Source organism: Lederbergia sp. B243.17 (assembly GCF_057657925.1).
Genome location: NZ_JBWBKF010000034.1, coordinates 1 through 20,304, shown reverse-complemented (window position 1 = coordinate 20,304; position 20,304 = coordinate 1). Strand labels below are relative to the sequence as shown.

Annotated in this window: 25 protein-coding genes; 12 read left to right on the top strand and 13 right to left on the bottom strand. The window is 45.7% G+C overall.

The window, feature by feature from the left end; genetic code table 11:
- Positions 1–9 precede the first annotated feature (9 nt).
- Both AC0TWI_RS05005 and AC0TWI_RS05000 read left to right on the top strand, forming a co-directional pair.
- Positions 10–882, top strand: coding sequence for a glycerophosphodiester phosphodiesterase (locus AC0TWI_RS05005; protein ID WP_488125232.1), 873 nt, complete (start codon positions 10–12; stop codon positions 880–882).
- Between the two features lie 93 nt (positions 883–975).
- The gene (locus AC0TWI_RS05000) at positions 976–1,137 is read left to right on the top strand and encodes a hypothetical protein (RefSeq protein ID WP_488125231.1); all 162 of its coding nucleotides are present in this window, start codon (positions 976–978) and stop codon (positions 1,135–1,137) included.
- A gap of 8 nt (positions 1,138–1,145) precedes the next feature.
- Here the strand turns inward: AC0TWI_RS05000 and AC0TWI_RS04995 are convergent, their stop codons facing one another.
- A complete protein-coding gene (locus AC0TWI_RS04995) occupies positions 1,146–1,589 on the bottom strand; it encodes a GNAT family N-acetyltransferase (RefSeq protein ID WP_488125230.1) in 444 nt (147 codons plus the stop codon).
- A gap of 151 nt (positions 1,590–1,740) precedes the next feature.
- Here AC0TWI_RS04995 and AC0TWI_RS04990 point away from each other — a divergent pair, with 151 nt between their 5' ends.
- Positions 1,741–2,316: an SCO family protein gene (locus AC0TWI_RS04990; RefSeq protein WP_488125229.1), complete on the top strand. Its 576-nt coding sequence runs from the start codon at positions 1,741–1,743 to the stop codon at positions 2,314–2,316.
- Between the two features lie 1,028 nt (positions 2,317–3,344).
- On the opposite strand, the gene AC0TWI_RS04985 is transcribed toward AC0TWI_RS04990, so the two are convergent.
- The 5 genes from AC0TWI_RS04985 to hemE all read right to left on the bottom strand — a co-directional run bounded on the left by AC0TWI_RS04985 (position 3,345) and on the right by hemE (position 9,971).
- The gene (locus AC0TWI_RS04985) at positions 3,345–5,591 is read right to left on the bottom strand and encodes a YhgE/Pip family protein (RefSeq protein ID WP_488125228.1); all 2,247 of its coding nucleotides are present in this window, start codon (positions 5,589–5,591) and stop codon (positions 3,345–3,347) included.
- Positions 5,592–5,675: 84 nt separating this feature from the next.
- Positions 5,676–6,248 (bottom strand): TetR/AcrR family transcriptional regulator, encoded by a 573-nt coding sequence (locus tag AC0TWI_RS04980; RefSeq protein WP_488125227.1) that lies wholly within the window; start codon positions 6,246–6,248, stop codon positions 5,676–5,678.
- Positions 6,249–6,372: 124 nt separating this feature from the next.
- Positions 6,373–7,794, bottom strand: coding sequence for a protoporphyrinogen oxidase (gene hemY, locus AC0TWI_RS04975; protein ID WP_488125226.1), 1,422 nt, complete (start codon positions 7,792–7,794; stop codon positions 6,373–6,375).
- A gap of 168 nt (positions 7,795–7,962) precedes the next feature.
- Positions 7,963–8,901 (bottom strand): ferrochelatase, encoded by a 939-nt coding sequence (gene hemH / locus AC0TWI_RS04970; RefSeq protein ID WP_488125225.1) that lies wholly within the window; start codon positions 8,899–8,901, stop codon positions 7,963–7,965.
- Between the two features lie 17 nt (positions 8,902–8,918).
- On the bottom strand, positions 8,919–9,971 hold the full coding sequence (hemE, locus tag AC0TWI_RS04965; protein ID WP_488125422.1) for a uroporphyrinogen decarboxylase: 1,053 nt from the start codon (positions 9,969–9,971) through the stop codon (positions 8,919–8,921).
- 284 nt (positions 9,972–10,255) lie between these two features.
- Here hemE and AC0TWI_RS04960 point away from each other — a divergent pair, with 284 nt between their 5' ends.
- Together AC0TWI_RS04960 and AC0TWI_RS04955 are read left to right on the top strand one after the other, a co-directional pair.
- Positions 10,256–10,789 carry an antibiotic biosynthesis monooxygenase family protein gene (locus tag AC0TWI_RS04960; RefSeq protein ID WP_488125224.1) on the top strand — a complete coding sequence of 178 codons (534 nt, stop codon included), beginning with the start codon at positions 10,256–10,258 and terminating at the stop codon, positions 10,787–10,789.
- Positions 10,790–10,909: 120 nt separating this feature from the next.
- Entirely contained in the window at positions 10,910–12,109 is a 1,200-nt protein-coding gene (locus tag AC0TWI_RS04955) for a M20 family metallopeptidase (RefSeq protein WP_488125223.1), read from the top strand.
- Positions 12,110–12,413: 304 nt separating this feature from the next.
- Here AC0TWI_RS04955 and AC0TWI_RS04950 read toward each other — a convergent pair whose 3' ends face one another.
- Positions 12,414–13,640 carry an ABC transporter permease gene (locus tag AC0TWI_RS04950; RefSeq protein ID WP_488125222.1) on the bottom strand — a complete coding sequence of 409 codons (1,227 nt, stop codon included), beginning with the start codon at positions 13,638–13,640 and terminating at the stop codon, positions 12,414–12,416.
- Positions 13,624–14,373 carry an ABC transporter ATP-binding protein gene (locus AC0TWI_RS04945; protein WP_488125221.1) on the bottom strand — a complete coding sequence of 250 codons (750 nt, stop codon included), beginning with the start codon at positions 14,371–14,373 and terminating at the stop codon, positions 13,624–13,626. Before AC0TWI_RS04945 ends, AC0TWI_RS04950 begins: the two co-directional genes overlap by 17 nt.
- Before the next feature lie 435 nt (positions 14,374–14,808).
- Between AC0TWI_RS04945 and AC0TWI_RS04940 the strand changes: the two genes are divergently transcribed.
- Together AC0TWI_RS04940 and AC0TWI_RS04935 are read left to right on the top strand one after the other, a co-directional pair.
- Positions 14,809–15,252, top strand: coding sequence for an HIT family protein (locus AC0TWI_RS04940; RefSeq protein ID WP_488125220.1), 444 nt, complete (start codon positions 14,809–14,811; stop codon positions 15,250–15,252).
- A 109-nt stretch (positions 15,253–15,361) separates the two neighbouring features.
- Complete coding sequence (locus AC0TWI_RS04935) at positions 15,362–15,886, top strand: tryptophan transporter (RefSeq protein WP_488125219.1); 525 nt, start codon at positions 15,362–15,364, stop codon at positions 15,884–15,886.
- A 40-nt stretch (positions 15,887–15,926) separates the two neighbouring features.
- Here AC0TWI_RS04935 and yhzF read toward each other — a convergent pair whose 3' ends face one another.
- The gene (gene yhzF / locus AC0TWI_RS04930) at positions 15,927–16,121 is read right to left on the bottom strand and encodes a membrane protein YhzF (protein WP_488125218.1); all 195 of its coding nucleotides are present in this window, start codon (positions 16,119–16,121) and stop codon (positions 15,927–15,929) included.
- A gap of 182 nt (positions 16,122–16,303) precedes the next feature.
- Here yhzF and AC0TWI_RS04925 point away from each other — a divergent pair, with 182 nt between their 5' ends.
- Both AC0TWI_RS04925 and AC0TWI_RS04920 read left to right on the top strand, forming a co-directional pair.
- Positions 16,304–16,675: a YtxH domain-containing protein gene (locus tag AC0TWI_RS04925; protein WP_488125217.1), complete on the top strand. Its 372-nt coding sequence runs from the start codon at positions 16,304–16,306 to the stop codon at positions 16,673–16,675.
- 124 nt (positions 16,676–16,799) lie between these two features.
- Positions 16,800–17,369, top strand: coding sequence for an HTH-type transcriptional regulator Hpr (locus AC0TWI_RS04920; protein WP_488125216.1), 570 nt, complete (start codon positions 16,800–16,802; stop codon positions 17,367–17,369).
- A gap of 2 nt (positions 17,370–17,371) precedes the next feature.
- Here the strand turns inward: AC0TWI_RS04920 and AC0TWI_RS04915 are convergent, their stop codons facing one another.
- Positions 17,372–17,725, bottom strand: a complete 354-nt coding sequence (locus AC0TWI_RS04915) for a DUF1878 family protein (protein ID WP_488125215.1) — start codon at positions 17,723–17,725, stop codon at positions 17,372–17,374.
- 164 nt (positions 17,726–17,889) lie between these two features.
- Between AC0TWI_RS04915 and AC0TWI_RS04910 the strand changes: the two genes are divergently transcribed.
- Together AC0TWI_RS04910 and AC0TWI_RS04905 are read left to right on the top strand one after the other, a co-directional pair.
- Positions 17,890–18,426: a DUF3267 domain-containing protein gene (locus AC0TWI_RS04910; protein ID WP_488125214.1), complete on the top strand. Its 537-nt coding sequence runs from the start codon at positions 17,890–17,892 to the stop codon at positions 18,424–18,426.
- A 128-nt stretch (positions 18,427–18,554) separates the two neighbouring features.
- Complete coding sequence (locus AC0TWI_RS04905) at positions 18,555–18,734, top strand: hypothetical protein (protein WP_488125213.1); 180 nt, start codon at positions 18,555–18,557, stop codon at positions 18,732–18,734.
- Positions 18,735–18,803: 69 nt separating this feature from the next.
- Here AC0TWI_RS04905 and AC0TWI_RS04900 read toward each other — a convergent pair whose 3' ends face one another.
- Positions 18,804–18,899: a YjcZ family sporulation protein gene (locus tag AC0TWI_RS04900; RefSeq protein ID WP_488125212.1), complete on the bottom strand. Its 96-nt coding sequence runs from the start codon at positions 18,897–18,899 to the stop codon at positions 18,804–18,806.
- 85 nt (positions 18,900–18,984) lie between these two features.
- Entirely contained in the window at positions 18,985–19,071 is an 87-nt protein-coding gene (locus tag AC0TWI_RS04895; RefSeq protein ID WP_488125421.1) for a YjcZ family sporulation protein, read from the bottom strand.
- A 174-nt stretch (positions 19,072–19,245) separates the two neighbouring features.
- Between AC0TWI_RS04895 and AC0TWI_RS04890 the strand changes: the two genes are divergently transcribed.
- The gene (locus AC0TWI_RS04890; protein WP_488125211.1) at positions 19,246–20,145 is read left to right on the top strand and encodes a peptidylprolyl isomerase; all 900 of its coding nucleotides are present in this window, start codon (positions 19,246–19,248) and stop codon (positions 20,143–20,145) included.
- 59 nt (positions 20,146–20,204) lie between these two features.
- Here the strand turns inward: AC0TWI_RS04890 and AC0TWI_RS04885 are convergent.
- On the bottom strand, positions 20,205–20,304 hold a 100-nt coding region (locus AC0TWI_RS04885; RefSeq protein WP_488124311.1), incomplete at its 5' end, for an IS3 family transposase.

The window sequence follows — 20,304 nt, the reverse complement described above, 5'->3', positions numbered from 1 at the left end:
GTGAACAGCATGAAAAACGCGATGCGCTCTATTTTGATACTTGTCATTTTATTTGCTTCCACTTACGCCCTATCTTCTTCAAATGAGATAGATGCGGAAAATTTTCTCATCATCGCACACCGCGGTGCTTCTGCTTATGCACCGGAACATACCCTCCCTTCCTATAAACTTGCTTGGGAGATGGGGGCAGACTACTTGGAAATCGACCTGCAGATGACAAAGGACGGCAAGCTCGTAGCCATGCATGATAAAACAATAGACCGGACGACGAACGGCAACGGGCTCGTGTCGGATTTTACTCTTGCCGACTTGAAAAAACTAGATGCCGGTTCTTGGTTCAATCGGCAGTTTCCCCGTTTGGCCAAGAAAGAATATGAAACGGCTACAGTCCCCTCACTTGAGGAAATCTTCTCTTACTTTGGTGACCAGACGCATTATTATATTGAAACTAAATCGCCCGCCGAGTATCCCGGTATGGAAGAAGCTCTCGTCAAGATGATCCGTGCCCATGGCCTTGAGGGCGAAAGCAACGGCAAAAGCTCTGTGATCGTTCAATCCTTCAGCGAAAGCAGCTTGGAGAAAACATGCAAACTTGCGCCCGAAATCCCTTCAGTACTGCTTTTGTCAGCCGAAGGAACGAGAAATCTTACAGATGAAAGGCTTGGACAATTGAATGCGTGTGTACAAGCGATCGGTCCCAATTTTACCGCCCTCCGCAAGCAAGATATCGCCAAGATAAAAGCAGCTGGATTCGATATCCACCCTTTTACGGTTGATGATCCGGCCCAAATGAAAAAACTTTTCCGCTGGCAGGCAAATGGGGCGTTCACGAATCGGCCCGATCTTCTGAAAAAACTTTTGCAAGAGCATACGGAGCGGTGAAGTGTCTTTCTCTCTTCTTCTGTTTAGAAGAATAAGAGAGAGGTAAAGAGTACAGATAGGATATTTGCCAACTTTTGAAGGAGGCGTTCTTCTGTGACTGCAGTTATCATTTTTCTGCTTGCTGTTCTTCTATTCGGATTATTTGAGGAAACGATTTATTACTTCGTCAATCGCTACATCTTGGAATATGACAAACCTGCTCACCCTTTTGCCTTCCTGCAAAGGAAACTGCGGGTAAAGAACAGGGCCTCATAACTTCGGGTTCACTGGCCCAGTTCTTTTAAAAAAACATAGCTCACTTTATCATACTCCATCTTTTCTTCGTAAAATCGGTGTGCGCCTTCTCTTTGCAAGCCGGAGGAAAGAGCGACTTTCTCATGGCCCCTGTCCTTCGCCCATTCATGTATAAAAGTAAGAAGCGTCTCCCCATATCCCTTTGAACGACAATCGGGATCCGTCACCAAATCGCATACCCATGTAAACCGGCCATAATACAAGGTGACCATCGGCAGCCAGCCTGCCGCAGCAACCATTTTCCCATCCTTATAAAGAACAGCCAGCTTGTATCCGGCCCTCTCCTGTGCTTCTATAACGAGCTCACAGTAACTTTCAAGATTAAGATGAGTTCTCAAATGGCGGACGAGTTCGTATGCACTCTTGATTTCCTCTTTCGTTCGCAGAAACTTCACATCTTCATTGTTTTCCATCGATTGGCTCAGCTCCTTGCCCTATTTCCTACTACTTTAGCAGATTTCTCCGTTTATATTTGGATTTTTTTCGAATTCTCGACTAGTGCAAGCATACCCCTATGCTTATCCGCTATAATAGACGGAAGAGCACGATTTAGGGGGGTACATATTGAAAAAAGTTATTTATCCATTTTTACTCATTCTCGTTCTTGTATTATCGGCTTGCGGCGCCGCCGCCCCGAAAAGCGGAACGCCGATCCAGGAATTCCAGTATACAGACCAGGATGAGAAGCCGCTCAGCCTCAGTGATTTAAAAGGAAAAGTCTGGGTCGCCAATATGATTTTTACAAACTGTACAACGGTTTGTCCGCCAATGACAGCGAATATGAGCCAACTGCAGAGCGATGTCAAAAAAGCTGGTCTTAAAGATGTACATTTCGTCTCGTTCTCCATTGATCCTGAGCTCGATACGCCGGAAGCCTTAAAGAAATACGGCGAATCATTTGCCGCGGATTTCTCAACCTGGCACTTTCTGACAGGCTATACCCAGAAAGAGGCCGAGACTTATTTGCCTAAGAACTTCAAAACAATCGTCAAGAAGCCGAATAATGACGATCAAGTCATTCACGGCACGAGCTTTTATCTGTTGAACAAAAACGGAGAAATCATTGCTGAGTATGACGGAAAAGAAGACGTCCCGTACAAGCAGATTGTAAAAGATATCAAAGCGGCGTCAAAACAATAATAAAAAAGGGGTCTGTCCAGAAAGTCAATTGAGCTTTTCTGCGGCAGCCCTTCTTTTATGTATGCAGAAAGCGGTGTGCGGTTCCGGTTGCTTTCCGTTCCGGAGCACGCTTTCCGCGGGGCTAGGCTTGAGCCTCGGGCCAACAGGACGTTGGTCATGCAGGCGATGCGACAGGACGTCGCGTTTTCGCCTGCCTCAGTCGCTGCGCGCCTTGCGGGGTCTCAAGGCTAAGCTAGTCCCGCAGGACCCAGAAATAGCTTCAGCGAATAATCATCTCACGAAGGAAAGGCAGCGCCTTTTCGAGGAGTCAGCCCCTGCACTTCAAGCAACCGCCTTACGGGCGTATGAAAAATAGGAAGCTTTCCCAACCGGATAAATAATAGATTCGCCCCCTGTTATAGAATGAAGTCACCAACCAATCCTTCTCCTTCCTAGATGTCTAATTGTTGAACCTGGAACACCCACGCAGCACAAATCATCGGCTTCATGATCAAGCCCATCCCGGCCGAACAGCTTTTCAGCCATCATCCGGACGGCCGTCGCAGTCCCCTGCACTAAAAGCGGAACTGCGCAATCGTTACAGCCATTCCAGAAGTAGAATTGCTGCCGCCTGATCGAGAAGATTGCAATGGAAAATTTGCATTCCTTCCTCTTGCGGACTAGCCAGAATAAGGGATTGCTGGTTCAAATTTTGCAACCTCTGTACACAGAAAGGAGATAGATTGAGTTGGCAAAGAAATTCTCAAACTGCATTCTCAAGTGGATCGAAGTGGAAGGCGGCGACTCCTCGAAAAGGCGTTGCCTTTCCTTCGTGAGATGCCTCTTCGTGGGAGCTATTTCTGTGTCCTGCGGGATTTAGCGCGAATGGTGAGACCCCACAGACGCTAGCGTCAGGAAGGCTTACCGCGCCCTGCGGAAAGCGCAAGCCTGGAACGCAGATCCACGGATTCAACGCGAAAAACCGAGAATGAGGAGAGACCTCATTCTCGGTTTTTACTTCTAAAACAACTTTTTGGCCAGCCCTTTTTTTACGCTTCAGCCTGCGTGTTGCTTCCAGCATAATCACGCTTGAATTTCGCTGTAAAGAATATGGCAGTCAGCACCATGAAGGCAACACCATACGCAGCGAGAATCCAGAAATTCTGCCATAAGAAGGAGAAATCTCCACTGGAAATGGCTGCCTTATAAGCCTGCACCGAATAAGTCATCGGCAACGCAGCGCTGATCGGCTGCAATGCTTTTGGAATCAATTCAAGCGGGAATGTACCAGCGCTTGTTGTCAGCTGGAGAATCAAAACGATAATCGCGATGAAACGTCCTGGGTCTCCGAGCAACGTTACGAGGAACTGAATAAGCGCAATAAAGCTCAAGCTTGTAATCAAAGTCGTCAAAATAAACAATGGAACACTCTGCACTTCAATCTTCAGTCCGTACAGCATAATTGCAACTGCCAACAATGATTGAAGCACACCGACAATGGAGATGACGCCGAATTTGGCGAAGAACCATGACAAGCCGCTTTTTGGCCGTCCTGCAGGCTCGCGAAGTGGAAATACGATAGAGAGCAGCAACGCTCCGACGAATAAGCCAAGCGATAGGAAATAAGGGGCAAAACCTGTACCATAGTTCGGCACTTTATGGATCCCTTTATTTTCTACTTCAACCGGTTCACCCATCATATCGAAAGTTTCATCATTTGCTTGAACAGACCCGGATTGCTCTGCGGCATCCGCAAGCTTATCCTTCATTTCGGCCGTTCCTTCCTCCAGCTTCTTCGTGCCGTCAGTCAGTGCCGCCGACCCTTCAGCAAGCTTTTTACCTCCGCCGCTTAGCTGTTCTGAGCCATTGGAAAGTTCACCCATGCCGCTCTTCAAATCAACTGATCCGGCAGCCAATTGATTGGCACCAGCTTTTGCTTCCGCTAACTTCTGATCGAAAACATTCACTCCGGCAAGAAGGTCTGCCTGCCCTGATTGTAGCTCTCCCAAACCGGCGAGGAGCTGATCAGAGCCGCCGGACAATTTGCCAAGTCCTGCCTTCAATTGCTGCTGTCCGGCAAGAAGTTCATCTGTCTTCCCTGCCAAGGTGCCGGCTCCGGCCTGTAATTCACCAGAGGCAGCCTGCAAGCTCCCGGTTCCCGTTGCGAGCGATTTGCTGCCCGCATCCAGCTGGGAAAGACCCGCCTGCAGCTTTGCTTTCAATTGCTCTGCCAGCTGCGCCTTTGCCTCGTCCGGCATCGGCAAGTCGGCCAGCATCGCATCAATGGAATTCACTTGCTGCTCCATCTGCTGTATGCCCGCTTGCAAATCTTGGGCTCCCTTGGCCACTTGGCCTGCCCCGGATTGAAATTCTTTCAGCTTGCCGGCCAATTGTGAGGCACCGTCCTTCAGCTGACTTGTACCGCTGACAATGGCTCCCATGGAGCCGTCCGCTTGTTTCAATCCCTGATTGAGCTCTTTCGCTCCTGAAGTGAGCTGTCCGGTACCATCCTTAGCAGCTGCGGCCCCATCTACAATTTGTTTATGGCCTGCAGCGAGCTGGTCAAGGCCAGACGATAATGCACCGGCTCCTGTTGCAAGGTCTCCAGTCCCAGCCTGCGCTTTTGAAACGCCGTTCTTAAATTCAACCAATTTAGAGGCAAGCAGGTCAAGGTTCTCTTTTAATTCCCCAGAACCTGATGCAAGCTCACCGCTTCCGTCGTGAAGCTTTTTAGCCCCTTCACTGGCAGTATCAAAACCGTCCGACATTTCCTTGACCGCGTCAAAGATTGTCTCGGAATAAGTGGCTGTCACTTCCTTCGTCAGCGCCGATTTAATTTCCTTCATCGCCGTTTCCCCGATTTGAGCGGATAGGAAGTTATGGCTCTCGTTCGGGATATAAATGAGCTCAAGTTTTTTTGGATGTTCATCCAAAATCGTTGCCGCATTGGCAGAAAAATTCTCGGGAATTTCCACTAAAAGATAATATTTGCGTCTGTCTAGATCTTTGTGCCCTTTTTCCTTACTGACAATATCAAAGTTAAATTGATCATTATCTTTCAGCTTTTTAACAAGCTCATTTCCCACTTGGAGCGAAGTGCCCTCGAAATCTGCACCCTTGTCATTATTAATGACGGCAACGGGAAGATCTTCAAGCCGGTCATACGGATCCCAAAATGCCCATAAAAACATCCCGCTGTACAAAACCGGTATCAGCATGACCGCTATAAGAGGGATAAGCAATTTTCTATTGTGGAAAATCGCTCTCCACTCTGCAGCTGCTAAACTCTTTCTCATTCTTGTTCCTGCCTCCCTTAAAACATGGCTTAATGACCAAAATGTTCATTTAGTCAATCAACTGCTAAAAACGAGGATTATCCTTTAGCGAGACAATCCTTTGAATAAATACAGTTCAAATAGTGAAGATATTTCCTTCCTGTCAAGAGGAGCATGAAATTTCTCCCAATCAAAAATAAGGGCAATGTAAAGCTTGAGCATAATGAACGAGGTGATTTCCGGATCGCACGGAGCAATCTCCCTCTTATTGATCGCTTCAATCACTTTCCCTTTAATATAATTGACGATGGCGGCTTCCACCTTCTGGATCATATCCAGCACAGCCGGTGTTCCAATGTCCCGTTCTTCCTGGAAAAGCTTAATTGTCAACTGATGCTCTTTCCTGAATTCAAGCAGCCTGTATAGAGCCTCGTTCAGATTTTCATGGAATGATAAATCACTTCGGATTGTCTCTTCCGCAGCCGCCTTCATCTCCTTTATTAAGGAGCCGACAATTTCATCAAGAAGCTCTTCTTTGTTACGGAAAAACGTGTAGATTGTCCCTTTGCCGACATTCGCCAGCTTGGCAACCTGATCCATGGTCGTCGCTTTATAGCCATATAAAGCAAAAGATTTCGTCGCTGCATCAATAATCAGGCTTTTTCTGTCCACTGCCAATACTCTCACCTCACTCCACTTTGCGGATGACTAAAAAACCATTTTGGTCATTTTGTACAATTGATAATATAGCATACGCCCAAAAACAAAGCAAGATAATTTTTCCTCTAAAGAAAAATCCCCTCTATACAGGGGAGACAGTGTTTTTCATATAGGCAACAACTTCGCCTGCAGTGACTTTTCCTTGCTCAACACAGTCAGGAAGGCTATGGCCGCCGAAAGAGCTCCCGGCGACAAAGAAACCGGGCAGAGTTTCCCGCATTCTCTCCTTAAGTGTAAACAAGCGTTCTGCATGCCCGACTGTATATTGAGGCATCGCATTTTTCCAGCGGGAAACTACTGTGAATTCAGGATCCGCAGATAGGTTTAGAGTCTTCCGCAAATCCTGCAATACAATCGATTCAATCTCATCGTCCGAAAGGTCCACAACCGTTTCCTCTCCCGCCCTGCCAATGAAAGAGCGCAGCAGCATCTTTCCTTCCGGCGCTGTGTGCGGCCAGATTTTATGCAGCCATGTTGAAGCGGTTATGGTCAGATCGCTATTTCGGGATACGACAAATCCGGTGCTCTTGTCTATTCCAGCCGGTCTATTCTCTGAAAATGCCATCGTCACCGAGGCAACCGATGAGGCAGGCATCTGTTTATATGTCTTCAGCGGGCCGAAATCTGGCAGCAACTTCAATAGAGAGGGATGCGGCATCGCACTGACAACCGCATCCGCTATAATATTCTCCCCAGTATTCAGCGCCAGTGTGTACCCGTTATGATCGTTTGAAGGATGGATCGACTGCACCTTGACTCCCTTTAGGACAAGGTCCCGTGGCAGCTTTTGCTCAATTTTATCAACGAGCGTCTGAAGGCCGCCTTGTAATGTAAGGATTCGATTTGGGCACGATTGTCCTTCAAACAAATGAATCCCTCGCTTGATTCCCAAAATCAAACTCCGGTATTGCTTCTCTATCTCGTTTACCTGGGGGAACGTTGCATTCAGGCTTAGCTGGTCAATATCTCCCGGGTAAACCCCGGACAAGAGCGGCTCGATCATATTCTCGACAACTTCATCGCCTAAACGCCGGCGGAAGAAACCTCCGAGCGACATGTCCCCCTTCTCTTTTTTCCGGGGTATGACAAGGTCCGCTGCAGCCCTCATCTTTCCCGGTATCGAAAACAAGTCCGTCGTCAAGAAAGGGGCTACCTTCGTAGGGACTCCGTATATGGAACCCTCAGGCAGCGAATGCAGTTTGTTATTGATTAGAACTTGCGGATTTCCCGCCTGGCTCTGGATCATTTCCTTTTCCAGATCCAATTCCCTTAACAGCGATTTAGTACTCTCTTTCCTCTCCAAAAAAGAATCGGGGCCCTTCTCAATGACAAACCCATCCCGGCAGACAGTGTGGATTTTCCCACCGAGCCGATGGCTGGCCTCCACAAGGAGGATCTGCCAAGGGCCGTCTTCTTCCGTGATGGTCTGCTGCAAGTAATAAGCAGCTGTCAGTCCGGTAATTCCGCCGCCGATCACTACAACAGACTTCTTATGTTCAGTCAAATCTGGATCGCCCTCTTTTGTAATCTTGTTTGCCCACGCTTAAAATGTTCAGTGACTCGACTGAACATTTTAAGCCTCTATTGGTTCCCCTTTTTTATCTCGCGATTTTCTGGAACCGTCGCGAATGACTTGTCTTTATGTGAAAACACGATCACGGAAAGGGATCGATTATTCAGCTACAGACAGTAGTTTACGGATGGCTGATGCCATGGCACGAATGATTTCCGGCTGGGCGTCAGGCATATCCGGGCGGTAATAGCTTGTTCCAAGCTCCTTATTGACAACTTTGCATTCATGGTCGTTATCGTAAAGCACTTCAAGATGAGTAGAAATAAAACCGACCGGAGTATAGACGAAAGCTTTATAACCTTTGTCATTATAAAGATCCCTTGTCAGGTCCTGAACATCCGGGCCAAGCCATGGATCCGGGGTATTCCCCTCGCTCTGCCAGCCGACAGCATATTCTTTAACGTCAGCTGCTTCAGCGATCATTTTGGCCGTCTCTTTCAATTGCTCTGGATACGGATCACCGTACTCCAAAATCTTCTCTGGCAGGCTGTGGGCAGATACAATCAGGCAGGCTGCTTCTTTTTCTTCAGCCGGCATAGATGCGTATGTGTCTTTAATTTTTTCCGCCCAGTAGTTGATAAAGTCTTCTTCTCTATACCAGCTTTCCACAGATGTGATGGAAAGGCCACCCAACTCGGAAGCCTTTTGTGCTGCACGGTCATTGTAAGACTTCACGCTAAACGTTGAAAAATGCGGGGCAAGCACGATTGATACTGCCTCGTCAATTCCGTCCTGATGCATTTTTTTTACCGCATCTTCAATGAAAGGTTCGATATGCTTCAAGCCGATATAGGCTTTGAATTCCACCTCATCCTGGACTTCATTCAAATGCTTCTCAAGTCCGTATGCCTGTGCCTCTGTGATTTTCGCAAGCGGGGAAATTCCTCCGATTGCTTTATAACGGTTCTCAAGGTCTTCAAGCGCCTCGGGTGACGGCTTTCTTCCATGACGGATATGTGTATAATACCTTTCCACATCTTCTTCTTTATAAGGTGTTCCATAGGCCATTACCAATAGCCCCATCTTTTTCTTTGCCATTATCCGGACACTCCTTTTTACTTCATTTGGCTGATTTTATCTCTGCTGTACTCGTGAACGAATGCTGTCAGCTTTTTCAAAGTTTCAGGGCTTACTTCAGGGAAAACTCCATGTCCAAGGTTAAAAATGAAGCCAGGCTTCTCAAGTCCCTGATCAATGATACTGCGGGCATGTTCTTCAATGACAGCCCAGTCGGCAATGAGCAAGGCAGGATCAAGATTGCCTTGCACCGCTTTTGTCACTCCGCGCTCTCGGGCTTCAGCTATCGGCAGGCGCCAATCGAGCCCAACGACATCGAGCGGAAGTTCATTCCATTCAAGCGCTAGATGGCTTGCTCCGACACCGTGCATGATCAGCGGCACATTTTCCGATCTTAATTCAGCAAAGATCTTTTCCATTATTGGCTTAATGTACTTCTTATAGTCTTCACGGCTGAGCGCGCCTACCCATGAGTCAAAGATTTGAACAGCACTTGCCCCTGCTTTGATTTGGGCACGCAAATAAGCGATCGTCATTTCACCAAGTTTCTCCATTAACAGGGCCCAAGCTTCTGGTTCCGAGTACATGAAGGCCTTTGTCTTATGATAGTTTTTCGAAGGTCCTCCCTCAATCATATAGCTTGCCAATGTGAAAGGAGCACCGCCGAAGCCGATCAGCGGCACTGTCAGCTGCTCTTGAGTCAGCAGTTTGATCGTATCAAGAACGTAAGGGATATCCTCTTCAGGATGAATTTCTCCAAGTTTCTCAACATCCTTCAGCGATCGGATCGGATTATCGATTACCGGGCCGATGCCACTTTTGATTTCAACGTCCACACCCAGCGCGGGAAGCGGAGTCATGATATCTTTGTAAAGAATCGCTGCATCCACATCGTACATTTCAACAGGAAGCCTTGTTACATATGCACAGAGCTCCGGTTGATGTGTGATTTCAAAGAGGGAATACTTTTCTTTCAATTTCCGGTATTCGGCTTGTGATCTCCCAGCCTGGCGCATATACCAGACAGGCACATGGTTCGGCTGCCCGCCTTTCGCAGCCTGTAAAAATGCATCATTTAAAATAGTAGTCATCTGTTTTCTCTTTCCGCCTTTCATACATTCTCCACCTGATTTATAGTATCTACATCAGCGGTCCGCCTATATAAGTACAGTTCAGCTTATTTCGTACTAACTATATTATTTTTCCAGAACAAAGTATAGAAACAACACTCTGATGTCATAAATTTGTCCCTTTTGAGGGTATGTATATGACATCGGACCGCCCCATTTGTTTGCGGGCACCTAAAAAGGGTAGGATTGATATTATAATCCATACTAAATAAGTGACTGTTAAATCATTCAGACGAGGTGATTGGATGTACGTCTATATTACATCGGGAACGTATCCATTTTTGAAGAAAATCGAAGAAAAACACCCCAATGAAAAAATCGTATTGATGCAGGGCTTGCACACCTCCCAGCTCCTTCATGAAACAGAGGGAAAAACATTGTTTGAAGCACCAAGGAAATACCAGCTGATTGAATCGATCGGTGAGTTTTCCAAAGAGGGTTATATTGCCTGCAACAATATTCCAGTTCGCGATGAAGGCCGTCCGGTATTTGAATACAGGTTTACGAACCAGGGGCAGAAACTCGCCAAAGAATCTGGCTTCCATGCGATGAGAGTGCTTCGCCCGCTCTCGAGCGATACGTATGTGGTGATGACCATGTGGGAGAATGAAAAATCCTATACTGCTTGGAAAGATTCCTCATCCTTCCATGAAGCGCATGGAAAACCGTCAGGAGAAAATATTGGGCAAAACATCAGTGTATTTGCCGGCCCATCATACATTTCGACCTTCTTTGTTTCCGATGAAGAAGCGAGACATTTGAAAGAGAAGGAACAATAATACAAACACGGCCCAGCAAAAAAATCACCCCTCCCGTTTGAAACGGCGACGGGTGATTTTTTTTGGAAGCCTGATATGTTAAAATAGTTTTAAATTTCACGAAATGGCGGGTGGTTTGGTATGTTAGAAGATTTGTATGGCAAACTTGAAGGTTACTATGATGAAATGATTGAAATCAGGCGGTACTTGCATCAGCATCCCGAACTGTCCTTTGAAGAAGTGCAGACAGCTGCTTATATCCGGGATTTTTATAAAAACCTTGGGGTTGACGTGAAAGAAGGCGTTGGCGGAAATGGGATTGTTGTGCGTATCAAAGGTGGAAAACCTGGAAAAACCGTTGCACTTCGGGCAGATTTCGATGCGCTTCCAATTCAGGAAGAAACCGGTCTTCCCTTTGCTTCTCAGGTTCCGGGCGTCATGCATGCTTGCGGACATGACGGCCATACAGCCACACTCCTTGTTCTCGGCAAAGCTCTTAACGAAATGAAGAATGAGCTGGCAGGTGAATATGTGCTCATCCATCAGCATGCAGAGGAATACGCACCAGGCGGAGCGATTTCGATGATTAAGGACGGATGCCTTGAAGGGGTTGATGTCATTTTTGGCACGCATCTTTGGTCTGGCCTGCCTACGGGTACAATCAGCTGCAGGAAAGGGCCAATCATGGCAGCCGCCGACCGTTTTGAAATCAAAATCAAAGGATATGGCGGACACGGAGCGCAACCGCATAAAACGAAAGATGCGGTTGTGATCGCTTCCCAATTGGTTGTAAACCTCCAGCAAATTGTCAGCCGCCGCATTGACCCAATTGATTCAGCAGTCGTCTCAGTCGGATCCTTCGTTGCCAATAATGCGTTCAACGTAATTGCAGACACGGCTGACTTGAAAGGGACGGTTCGCTCATTCAATCCGGATGTCAGAGATAAAGTTGAGGAAGAAATGGCCCGGATTGTAAAAGGGACTTGCCTAGCAGCAGGCTGTGACTATGACTACCAGTATACTCGCGGCTATCCTGCTGTAGTCAATCATGACGAAGAGACAGACCTGGTCGCAGCCATTGCGGAGAAAGTACCCGGAGTGGAAAACGTGATCGAGGCTGCACCAGAAATGGGCGGAGAAGATTTTGCCTATTATCTAGAACAGGTGAAGGGAACCTTCTTTTTCACCGGCGCCGCACCTGCAACAGACGGCATTGCCTATCCGCACCACCACCCAAAATTTGATATTGAGGAAAAATCCCTCCTCATCGCCGCCAAAACATTGGGAGCCGCCGCTCTCACAGCACAGGTAAAATCCGCCGATCCCTCTCCTGTGGCATAGAAATGCGAAGGCGCCTTGCTCAGCTGCGACAAGCATAAGGCGAAGATGGACAAAGGCGCTTTTCAGCCTTTATCCGGCTTTGACTTATGACCTCGAGCAGCTAGGCGCTGCAGCTGGACAGGGAAATGCGGAGGGGGCCAGCCTATCGGCGACAAGCGCGGGAGGAAAAGACCAGGAAAAGGCGCTTTTCAGCCATCTCCCGGCCTGGCTTTTGACTCGAACCCTATCGCCTAAAGCTTGATAAAAAAACGGATCCTCGAATAATGCAGCCCGATTCGAAGCTGTGTTAATCGAAGATCCGTTTTCACCTATATTTTTCACTCTTCCGCAACCTCTGCACTGCATATACCCTGCTGAACAAAATAGAAAAAGCAAGGCCGGCTGCGCCAATGCACGCCCCGTTCAGCAAAGACTGGCCAACCGCGGCAACAATTGCAAAGAGAATCGCTTGTCCGATTAATACTTTCATGATGAGCATGACTACCGCTTTTTGCTTCAGCGCGGGACTCACAGGATAGAGGTTTGTCCAGATCTTGCTGTCATGCCGGCGAATAATCGGAAGTAACTGAAATCCCGTTAAATAGATGAAACCTAGGCCAATGGCAAGCGATACGTACAAATTGGAATTAATATAAACGAGCAGACCCGCAATAACGGTCAGCCGTACAATCAACCCCGAATATTCCGCTGTCCTGACCAAGGAGCGGGAGAACAAATAACGATACGTCTCCTCGCTGCCATACGGAATCGGCACAAACAGAAAATCGAGCCACTTTCTTCTCTTTACTTCCCCTTTCAAATGCGGGACATCGGTGAACATATTGGCAGCCCGATAGAACATTTGCATTCGGTTCTGCTCTTTTTCAATCAGGACATCCCACTTGATCAAACGGTCCTTCGCAGCGCCCCTGAAGAAAACAGCATAGGCGGCCATGACAAGCACAACTGCACCGATAATCCAAAGGGAGGCAACTTCGACTATAAAGTAGATAAGCAGCACATTCATCGCAAACCGGGCAATTTGATCTTTCATTAAAGACGCCTGATCGCCGAACTTCAGCATTTGCCAACGAAGCCAGACATTCCAGTACTTGGCCGCCAGAAAGATGGCAAGCAGCGGGAAAAAAGTCTGAAATCCCTTGCCTGTCACTTTCACATAAAGCGGCATTAAAATCGCGAGCCCGACCACCACAAAATAGGACTGCAAGAAAAAACTGAGACGGATTCCTTTTTTAAAATAGCCATCCATCCGTGTTTCCATCGGCAAAAGAAAAACAATATCTGCTTCTTTAAGCAGCGTATAAACAGGACTGGCGGTGAGGATTACCCCTAAAATGGCGGCCATTACCCATCCGGCCGGAAAGGAGCTTGTCAGCGTTTTGACCCAGTTCGAATAGTAATAAACAGCCGCTCCGCCGCCGAAAATAAGGACGAAAAGCAGATGGTCATTGAACATGTATTTTGAATAGCGTCTTAATTCCACGGTATATGAACGAAAACGCTCCCGCCATAAATCATTCATTTGCTTCATTTTCTTCTTCCTTTGTCAGTTGAATGTAAATATCATCCAATGTTGCCCCCGGCATTCCGAACTCTTTCTGCAAAGACTTCAACGTCCCTTTTGCCCGTACTTCCCCATTATGTAAAATGATAAAGCCATCGCAATAGCGTTCAGCCGTGGCCAAAATGTGAGTCGACATCAAAATCCCTGCTCCACCGCTTTTCATCCGCTCCATCAGTTCAAGCAGCGACTGGATGGCGAGTGGATCCAGACCGAGAAAAGGCTCGTCAATGATATAAAGCGGCGGTTCAATCAGGAATGCGCACATGATCATGACTTTTTGTTTCATCCCTTTTGAAAAATGAGCCGGGAACCACTTCAGCTTCTTCTCCATACGGAATTCCTTTAACAGAGGGCCGACTCTTAATTGAAACTCGCTCTCCTCCAGCCCGTATGCCATAGCGGCAAGGCGCAGATGCTCCTCGAGCGTCAGCTCTTCATAAAGAATCGGCGTTTCAGGCACGAACGAGAACTGCCGCCGGTAACTCTCGGGATGATCTGCCAGTGTCTCCCCATTGATTTTGATGGATCCCTTTTTCGGTTCCATCAGACCGATAATATGTTTGATGGTTGTACTTTTTCCGGCACCATTCAGACCGATCAGTCCGATCATCTGTCCCGGTTCGATTGAAAAAGATATATCTTTCAGGACGGGATTTTTCGTGTATCCTCCCGTCAGCCCATTGATCTCTAGCAGTGACATATTCAACGTCCTTTCGTTATAGAAAGTCTTCTTTTCATTGTACCAAAAAACAAGGCCGCGGTAATCTTTCTCGCATGGAGAACTTTTCCTGTATACTGCCTGCGGCTTTTGGCTATTATATATTTTGAAGGAGCGGTCATCAAGCGAAACTGGGGTGGTTGTCAAAGACATGATCCTGCAGTAGAAGCGGAAAGACGAACAGGATTCACATGAACACAATAAGTCGAACTTGACGAATAGACAAGGGAGATGGTTGCGTTGGGCATGATGATGAATAGTCGATTGTTTCTATAAAGGCTGTTTCAGCCGGATTGGGACACTTTCCATGAACCGCTAACCCCTTCAACGTGCAGGGCTCTTATTGAGTCCTGCATGTTTTTGCTTTTTTTCAAGATATGCTACCATATGGCTATCCCCATGGAAAGGATGGTTTTCATGAACGACTGCATTTTTTGTAAAATCACAAGAGGAGAAATCCCATCTGCCAAAGTGTATGAAAATGAACATGTATACGCATTTCTCGATTTGAGCCAAGTGACAGAAGGACACACCCTTGTCGTGCCGAAAGTACATAAGAAAGATATTTTTGAGATGGACGAAGAGACAGCAAAAAATTTCTTCGCATCGATTCCGCTTGTCGCCAACGCGATCAAATCAGCGTTTGAGCCGGAAGGCCTGAATATGCTCAACAATAACGGTGCATTGGCGGACCAGTCCGTCTTCCACTTTCATATGCACCTCATCCCAAGATACGACAGAAAAAAAGATGGATTTGGCAGCAAATGGGTGACTCATGATGAAGAATATACAACTGAGGATCTGCAGCGCATTGCCGGGAAAATATCCACCGCTCTTGAACAGGAAAAAATTAATCTATAGATTCGATTGAATCTTGGCGTAAATATGCTATACTATTCTTAATCTTTCGCTGCCGGCAGAGTGCACGGCAGGAGAGACAGAGATGAGACGAGAAGAGGAGAGATTAGACATGAAAACAAGAACACTGGTTTGTTTGTCGATGTTTATTGCAGTCGGCGCGGTATTGCATTTTATTATTCCGAGTATTAACGGAACAATGAAGCCGGATATGATGCTGGCGATGATGTTCCTCGGGATCCTGCTTTTTCCCGATAAGAAAAACGTACTTGTGCTTGGTTTGGCAACAGGAATCCTATCCGGTCTTACCACTACATTCCCTGGCGGCCTGATTCCCAACATCATTGATAAACCGATCACCGCGTTTGCCTTTTATGGACTTTACCTGTTGATCGCTAAGAAAAATCAAAATTTGATTGCCATTACGGCCTTGACCGTTATCGGAACATTGATTTCAGGATTTATTTTCCTCGGTTCGGCATTCTTATTCTTTGAACTGCCGGCTCCGTTCCCAGTCCTGTTCTCATTGGCCGTACTCCCAGCCCTTGCCATGAACGCAATCGCCATGTTCATTCTGTATCCGAGTGTCAAAGCGATTCTTAGCCGAGCAAGGCTGATTGAGCAAGTCCAGCATTAATAGACAGAAGGAACCTGATTTATACGATCAGGTTCCTTTTTTAATTGGCGATCCAGAACAGCAAAGCGCTGGCGGCAAGCAAGATGAATGCTGCAGCTCCCAGAGCCCCTGTACGCTGTGCCAGCAGCTTCTTCGGCGGATAGATTCCGGGCCTTCTCCAAACGGACAGATAATGCAAAGTACCCGATAGGAGAATCAGCCCCATACCAAGAAAAATATAAATGACAATCTGCATATTCTGCTCACCTCAATTTTCCTTCTCCTCACCAATTTATGCTGAATGATGTGTGGGCATGACCGGAAGAGGGAATAGTTAAAGAAGGATTATTTATTTTTTTGTAGAAAAAGAAAGAGTAAGAAAGACCTTTGTCACTTTCTGACAGAGGCCTTCCGAGAAAAAAGCATGAGGTGATTAGAATGAACAAAAAAGCACTCGGATATGGTTTGCTTGCCGGCGCAGTAATCGGCGGAGCTGCAGCACTGCTCTCTGCCCCTCTTTCCGGGAAAGAAATGCGTAACCGGATTTCATCATCGAAAGGCGAATGGCTGAGCATCGCCAAAGATTTAAAAGAAAATGCTGCCGATATTAAAGATTCCGTTACGAAACTGACGAAGGAAGGTAAGGAGATCTTCGGCGAACTGGCTGGCGATGTAAAGCTTGCGATTGAAGAATGGCAGCAGGATATCGAGCCTAATAAAGAAGCGATGCAGAAAGAAATGAAAGATATACAGCAAACGATTGCCAACCTGGAAAAACAGCTTCAAGACAAACAAGCTGCAGGCCATTAAACAGAGGATTCTTCCTCTGTTTTTTATTTATCTCCCCATTCCAAAAATTTTGTATATTTAAACCTTTATTATTTTTTGTTTTATTGGCATAATAATTATAATACATAAAAGGTGGGGGAAATTGATGGCGGATAAACAATTCTCGATCAAGGAATCAATGATTTTTAGCCAGAGGATGGCTCAGCTGAGCAAAGCTCTCTGGAAAGCAATCGAAAAGGATTGGCAAAATTGGGTAAAACCTTATGGCCTTAATATTAATGAACATCATATATTGTGGATTGCTTACCATTTAAGAGGCGCTTCCATTTCAGACATCGCCAAATTTGGCGTTATGCACGTGTCCACGGCATTTAATTTTTCGAAGAAGTTGGAAGAAAGAGGCTTGCTCAGTTTTTCAAAAAGAGAGGATGATAAGCGGAACACATATGTTGAGCTTACCGAAAAAGGGGAAGAACTGCTTCTTGAGCTTACGCATACGTTTGACGTGGACAACAATTCGGTTTTTGTCGGTGCCATGCCACTCCGAGAACTGTATGGGAAATTTCCGGATATTATTGAGCTGATGGCAATCATACGGAACATTTACGGAGATGATTTCATGGAGATCTTTGAACGCTCCTTTGCCAATCTGGAAAGTGAATTTGAGGAGAACGAAGGGAAAATCAACAAAAGGAAAATCGAAAATGCAGGATAATCCTAATCAAGGTTCTTTTTAAATATCTCCATCAATTCGGGGTAAATCTTTTGTTTCAAACATGCCTCAATCACTTCTTTAACGGATAGCTTTTCATTCAGCTTGAATAAGAACTCACGAAAAAGCGGGGAATAAAACACAAAATGCTCCGCTTTTTGCTTTTCTCTTTCTTTCTCCAGCGTTTCGCACAAGGAAAAAAACTCTGCCACTTCTTTTTCATTCAAATTCTTATCAATGATCATCCGGTCGAATTCCTTGCCTTCTGTGTTGACCATATTCAGCAAAAGACGCTGATGGTACATAAGCCGATCAATCTGTGCCTGCAAACTGTCCATTTCTTTCTCCCCTTTGTCCATCCGCAACCCCTTTCCCATCTCCCTCAATATTTCGCCAGAAACCCTTGCCTTTCCTGCATTTGCGGAACGTGCAAAAAAAGATTTGAAACCCTATTGATTTTCCTTTGTTTTCGTCGTATTGTATGTAAAGTCGAATGAATGAAAGGGAATGGAGGATCTTATCAATGCATTGCTGGAAAACGTTCAATGTCGATAAAAAATACCAGTTTTACCGGCAATTTTTTATCTCCTCATTGATCACGCTCCTTGTTTTTATCACATTTTATGTACCGATACAAATTTTAGCCGGCCGTACGATGGAGGATAGCTATTTTGCCCTACTGGTGACGGGCGTTTTCCTTCTCTACCCGCTTCATAAATTCATGCACTATTTGCCGCTTGCCAAATACTCGAAAAGCATCAAATTGGAAATTGATTTTTACTTTTATGTATTGCCAATCATCAACTTGAAAATTGACAACCCTGTACCGAAATTACAGTTCGCAATCTCGCTCATATTGCCGTTCCTTCTCATTAACAGCGGGATTTGTGCGCTTATGTTCCTCTTTCCGGAATATGTTCACTATTTGACGATATTGCTCGCTTATCACTTCGGACTCTGTGCTGGGGACCTTCCCGTCTTGAAGGCTCTCCTTCTGTCACCTCGTCACTCTTTGGTGGAGGAGCATGAGCGGGGTTATCAAATCCTTGTAAACGAATGACCAGCGCCCTTCTCGGCCTCCGAGGAGGGTATATTTCATTTTCCAAGCCGTTTCAATCATTAACTCTATCTTTTTTTTCGTAAATTTGCTATCGTTAACATACAAATCTTTGGAGAGGAGGATGAGGCTTGATCTCCGCCTTTGTCATCTTCGCGATTTTTATTCTTTACATATTCAACAATCTGACGAATGCCCTCTGCATTCAAAAAGAGATCCCGGAAGAGCGGCAGCCGTTTGTGTTCCGCACCATCAATATTTTGATAACGATCCTTCTCCTCTCTTCCTATATTGAAATATTATACACTTGATCTCGAATGTACAACAAACAGGCGGTTCCCGATTGGGAGCCGCCTGTTCGCATCAGTCATCCTGAGCTCTTAGTAAAGCCAAGATGCACCGACGATGATGAGCAAAATAAACAATACAACGATTAACGCGAAACCTCCGCCGTATCCGCCTGCTCCTGCGCTCATACCCTGCACCCCCTCTGTTTGAGTCTATTTATCCTATTCATTCCTCATAAAAGTTGTTAGGCTTTTTGACCCGGTTTATCGTCATTTAACAAAAATATGCTGCCCCTACGATGATCAATAAAATGAACAGCACTACAAGCAAGGCAAATCCAGAATTATAAGCATATCCCATTCCTAACAGCCTCCTTTTCATCTGTCAATCCAGCATATGCCCCGCCCTTTCCGTTTGGTTATGGCATTTGCCCAATTCATGGCGATTCCTTGAAAGTGTTTTTTTCTATGAGACTTTATGTTATAGTATGTTTTATGGATTTCCATACAGATTTTGAATAGGGAGCTGTCTTATATGAATAAATGGGTTTTATCCCTTTCTTTAGCGGCTGGGGTAATTGGATTGGCAGGCTGCAGCGGATCAAACGGTGCAGTAGTGGAAACAAAAGCAGGCGACATTACGAAAGACCAACTTTATGAAGCAATGAAAGATAAGTATGGCGAGGAAACACTGCGCCAGCTTGTCATTGACAAAGTGCTTTCTAAAGAATACAAGGTCTCGGATAAAGAAGTCGATGAGCAATTAGACGAAGTCAAGAGCCAAATCGGACCTCAATTTGAGATGGCCCTTGCGCAATACGGCTATAAAGATGAAAGTGAGTTCCGCGAAGCATTGAGATTGAATCTTCTTCAGGAAAAAGCGGCAATGAAAGATATCAAAGCCAGTGAAAAAGACGTAAAGGCTTATTACGATGCGAAAAAGCCGGACATTGAAGTCCGCCACATCCTTGTAGAAGACGAAGCCAAGGCTAAAGATTTGATAGCAAAATTGGACAAGGGTGAGGACTTTGCTAAGCTTGCCAAGGAAAATTCAACTGATCCTGGCACAGCTGAACAAGGCGGAGAACTTGGGTTTGTTTCCCAGGACGATCAACAGCTTGATGCAGCATTCAAAGAAGCAGCCTTCAAGCTTAAGAAGGATGAAATTAGTGCACCCGTCCAGTCTTCATTTGGCTGGCATATTATCCAAGTGACCGATATTAAGAAAAAAGAGTCATTTGACAAAGTAAAAGACAAAATGGAACGTGAATACAAATTATCCAAGCTAGATGCTGACAAAGCACAAAACGCTTTGAAAAACGAGCTGAAAAAGTCTGATATCAAAATTGAGGACAAAGAATTGAAAGACACATTCGATGGCATTCTCACTTCTGATAAAGAAAAAGAAACAACGGACAAAAAAGAATCCAAGTAAGAAAAAAAAGCTGCCTATGTAAAGTGGTACCTATGTCAAGGACACAATAAAAAAAGAGATTAAGCAGTTTGAAGATGATTCCTATATTGAATAGGGGTCATCTTTTTTAAATTCCACTGATAACGATAATTATTATAATAGACCATATAATGGTTAATC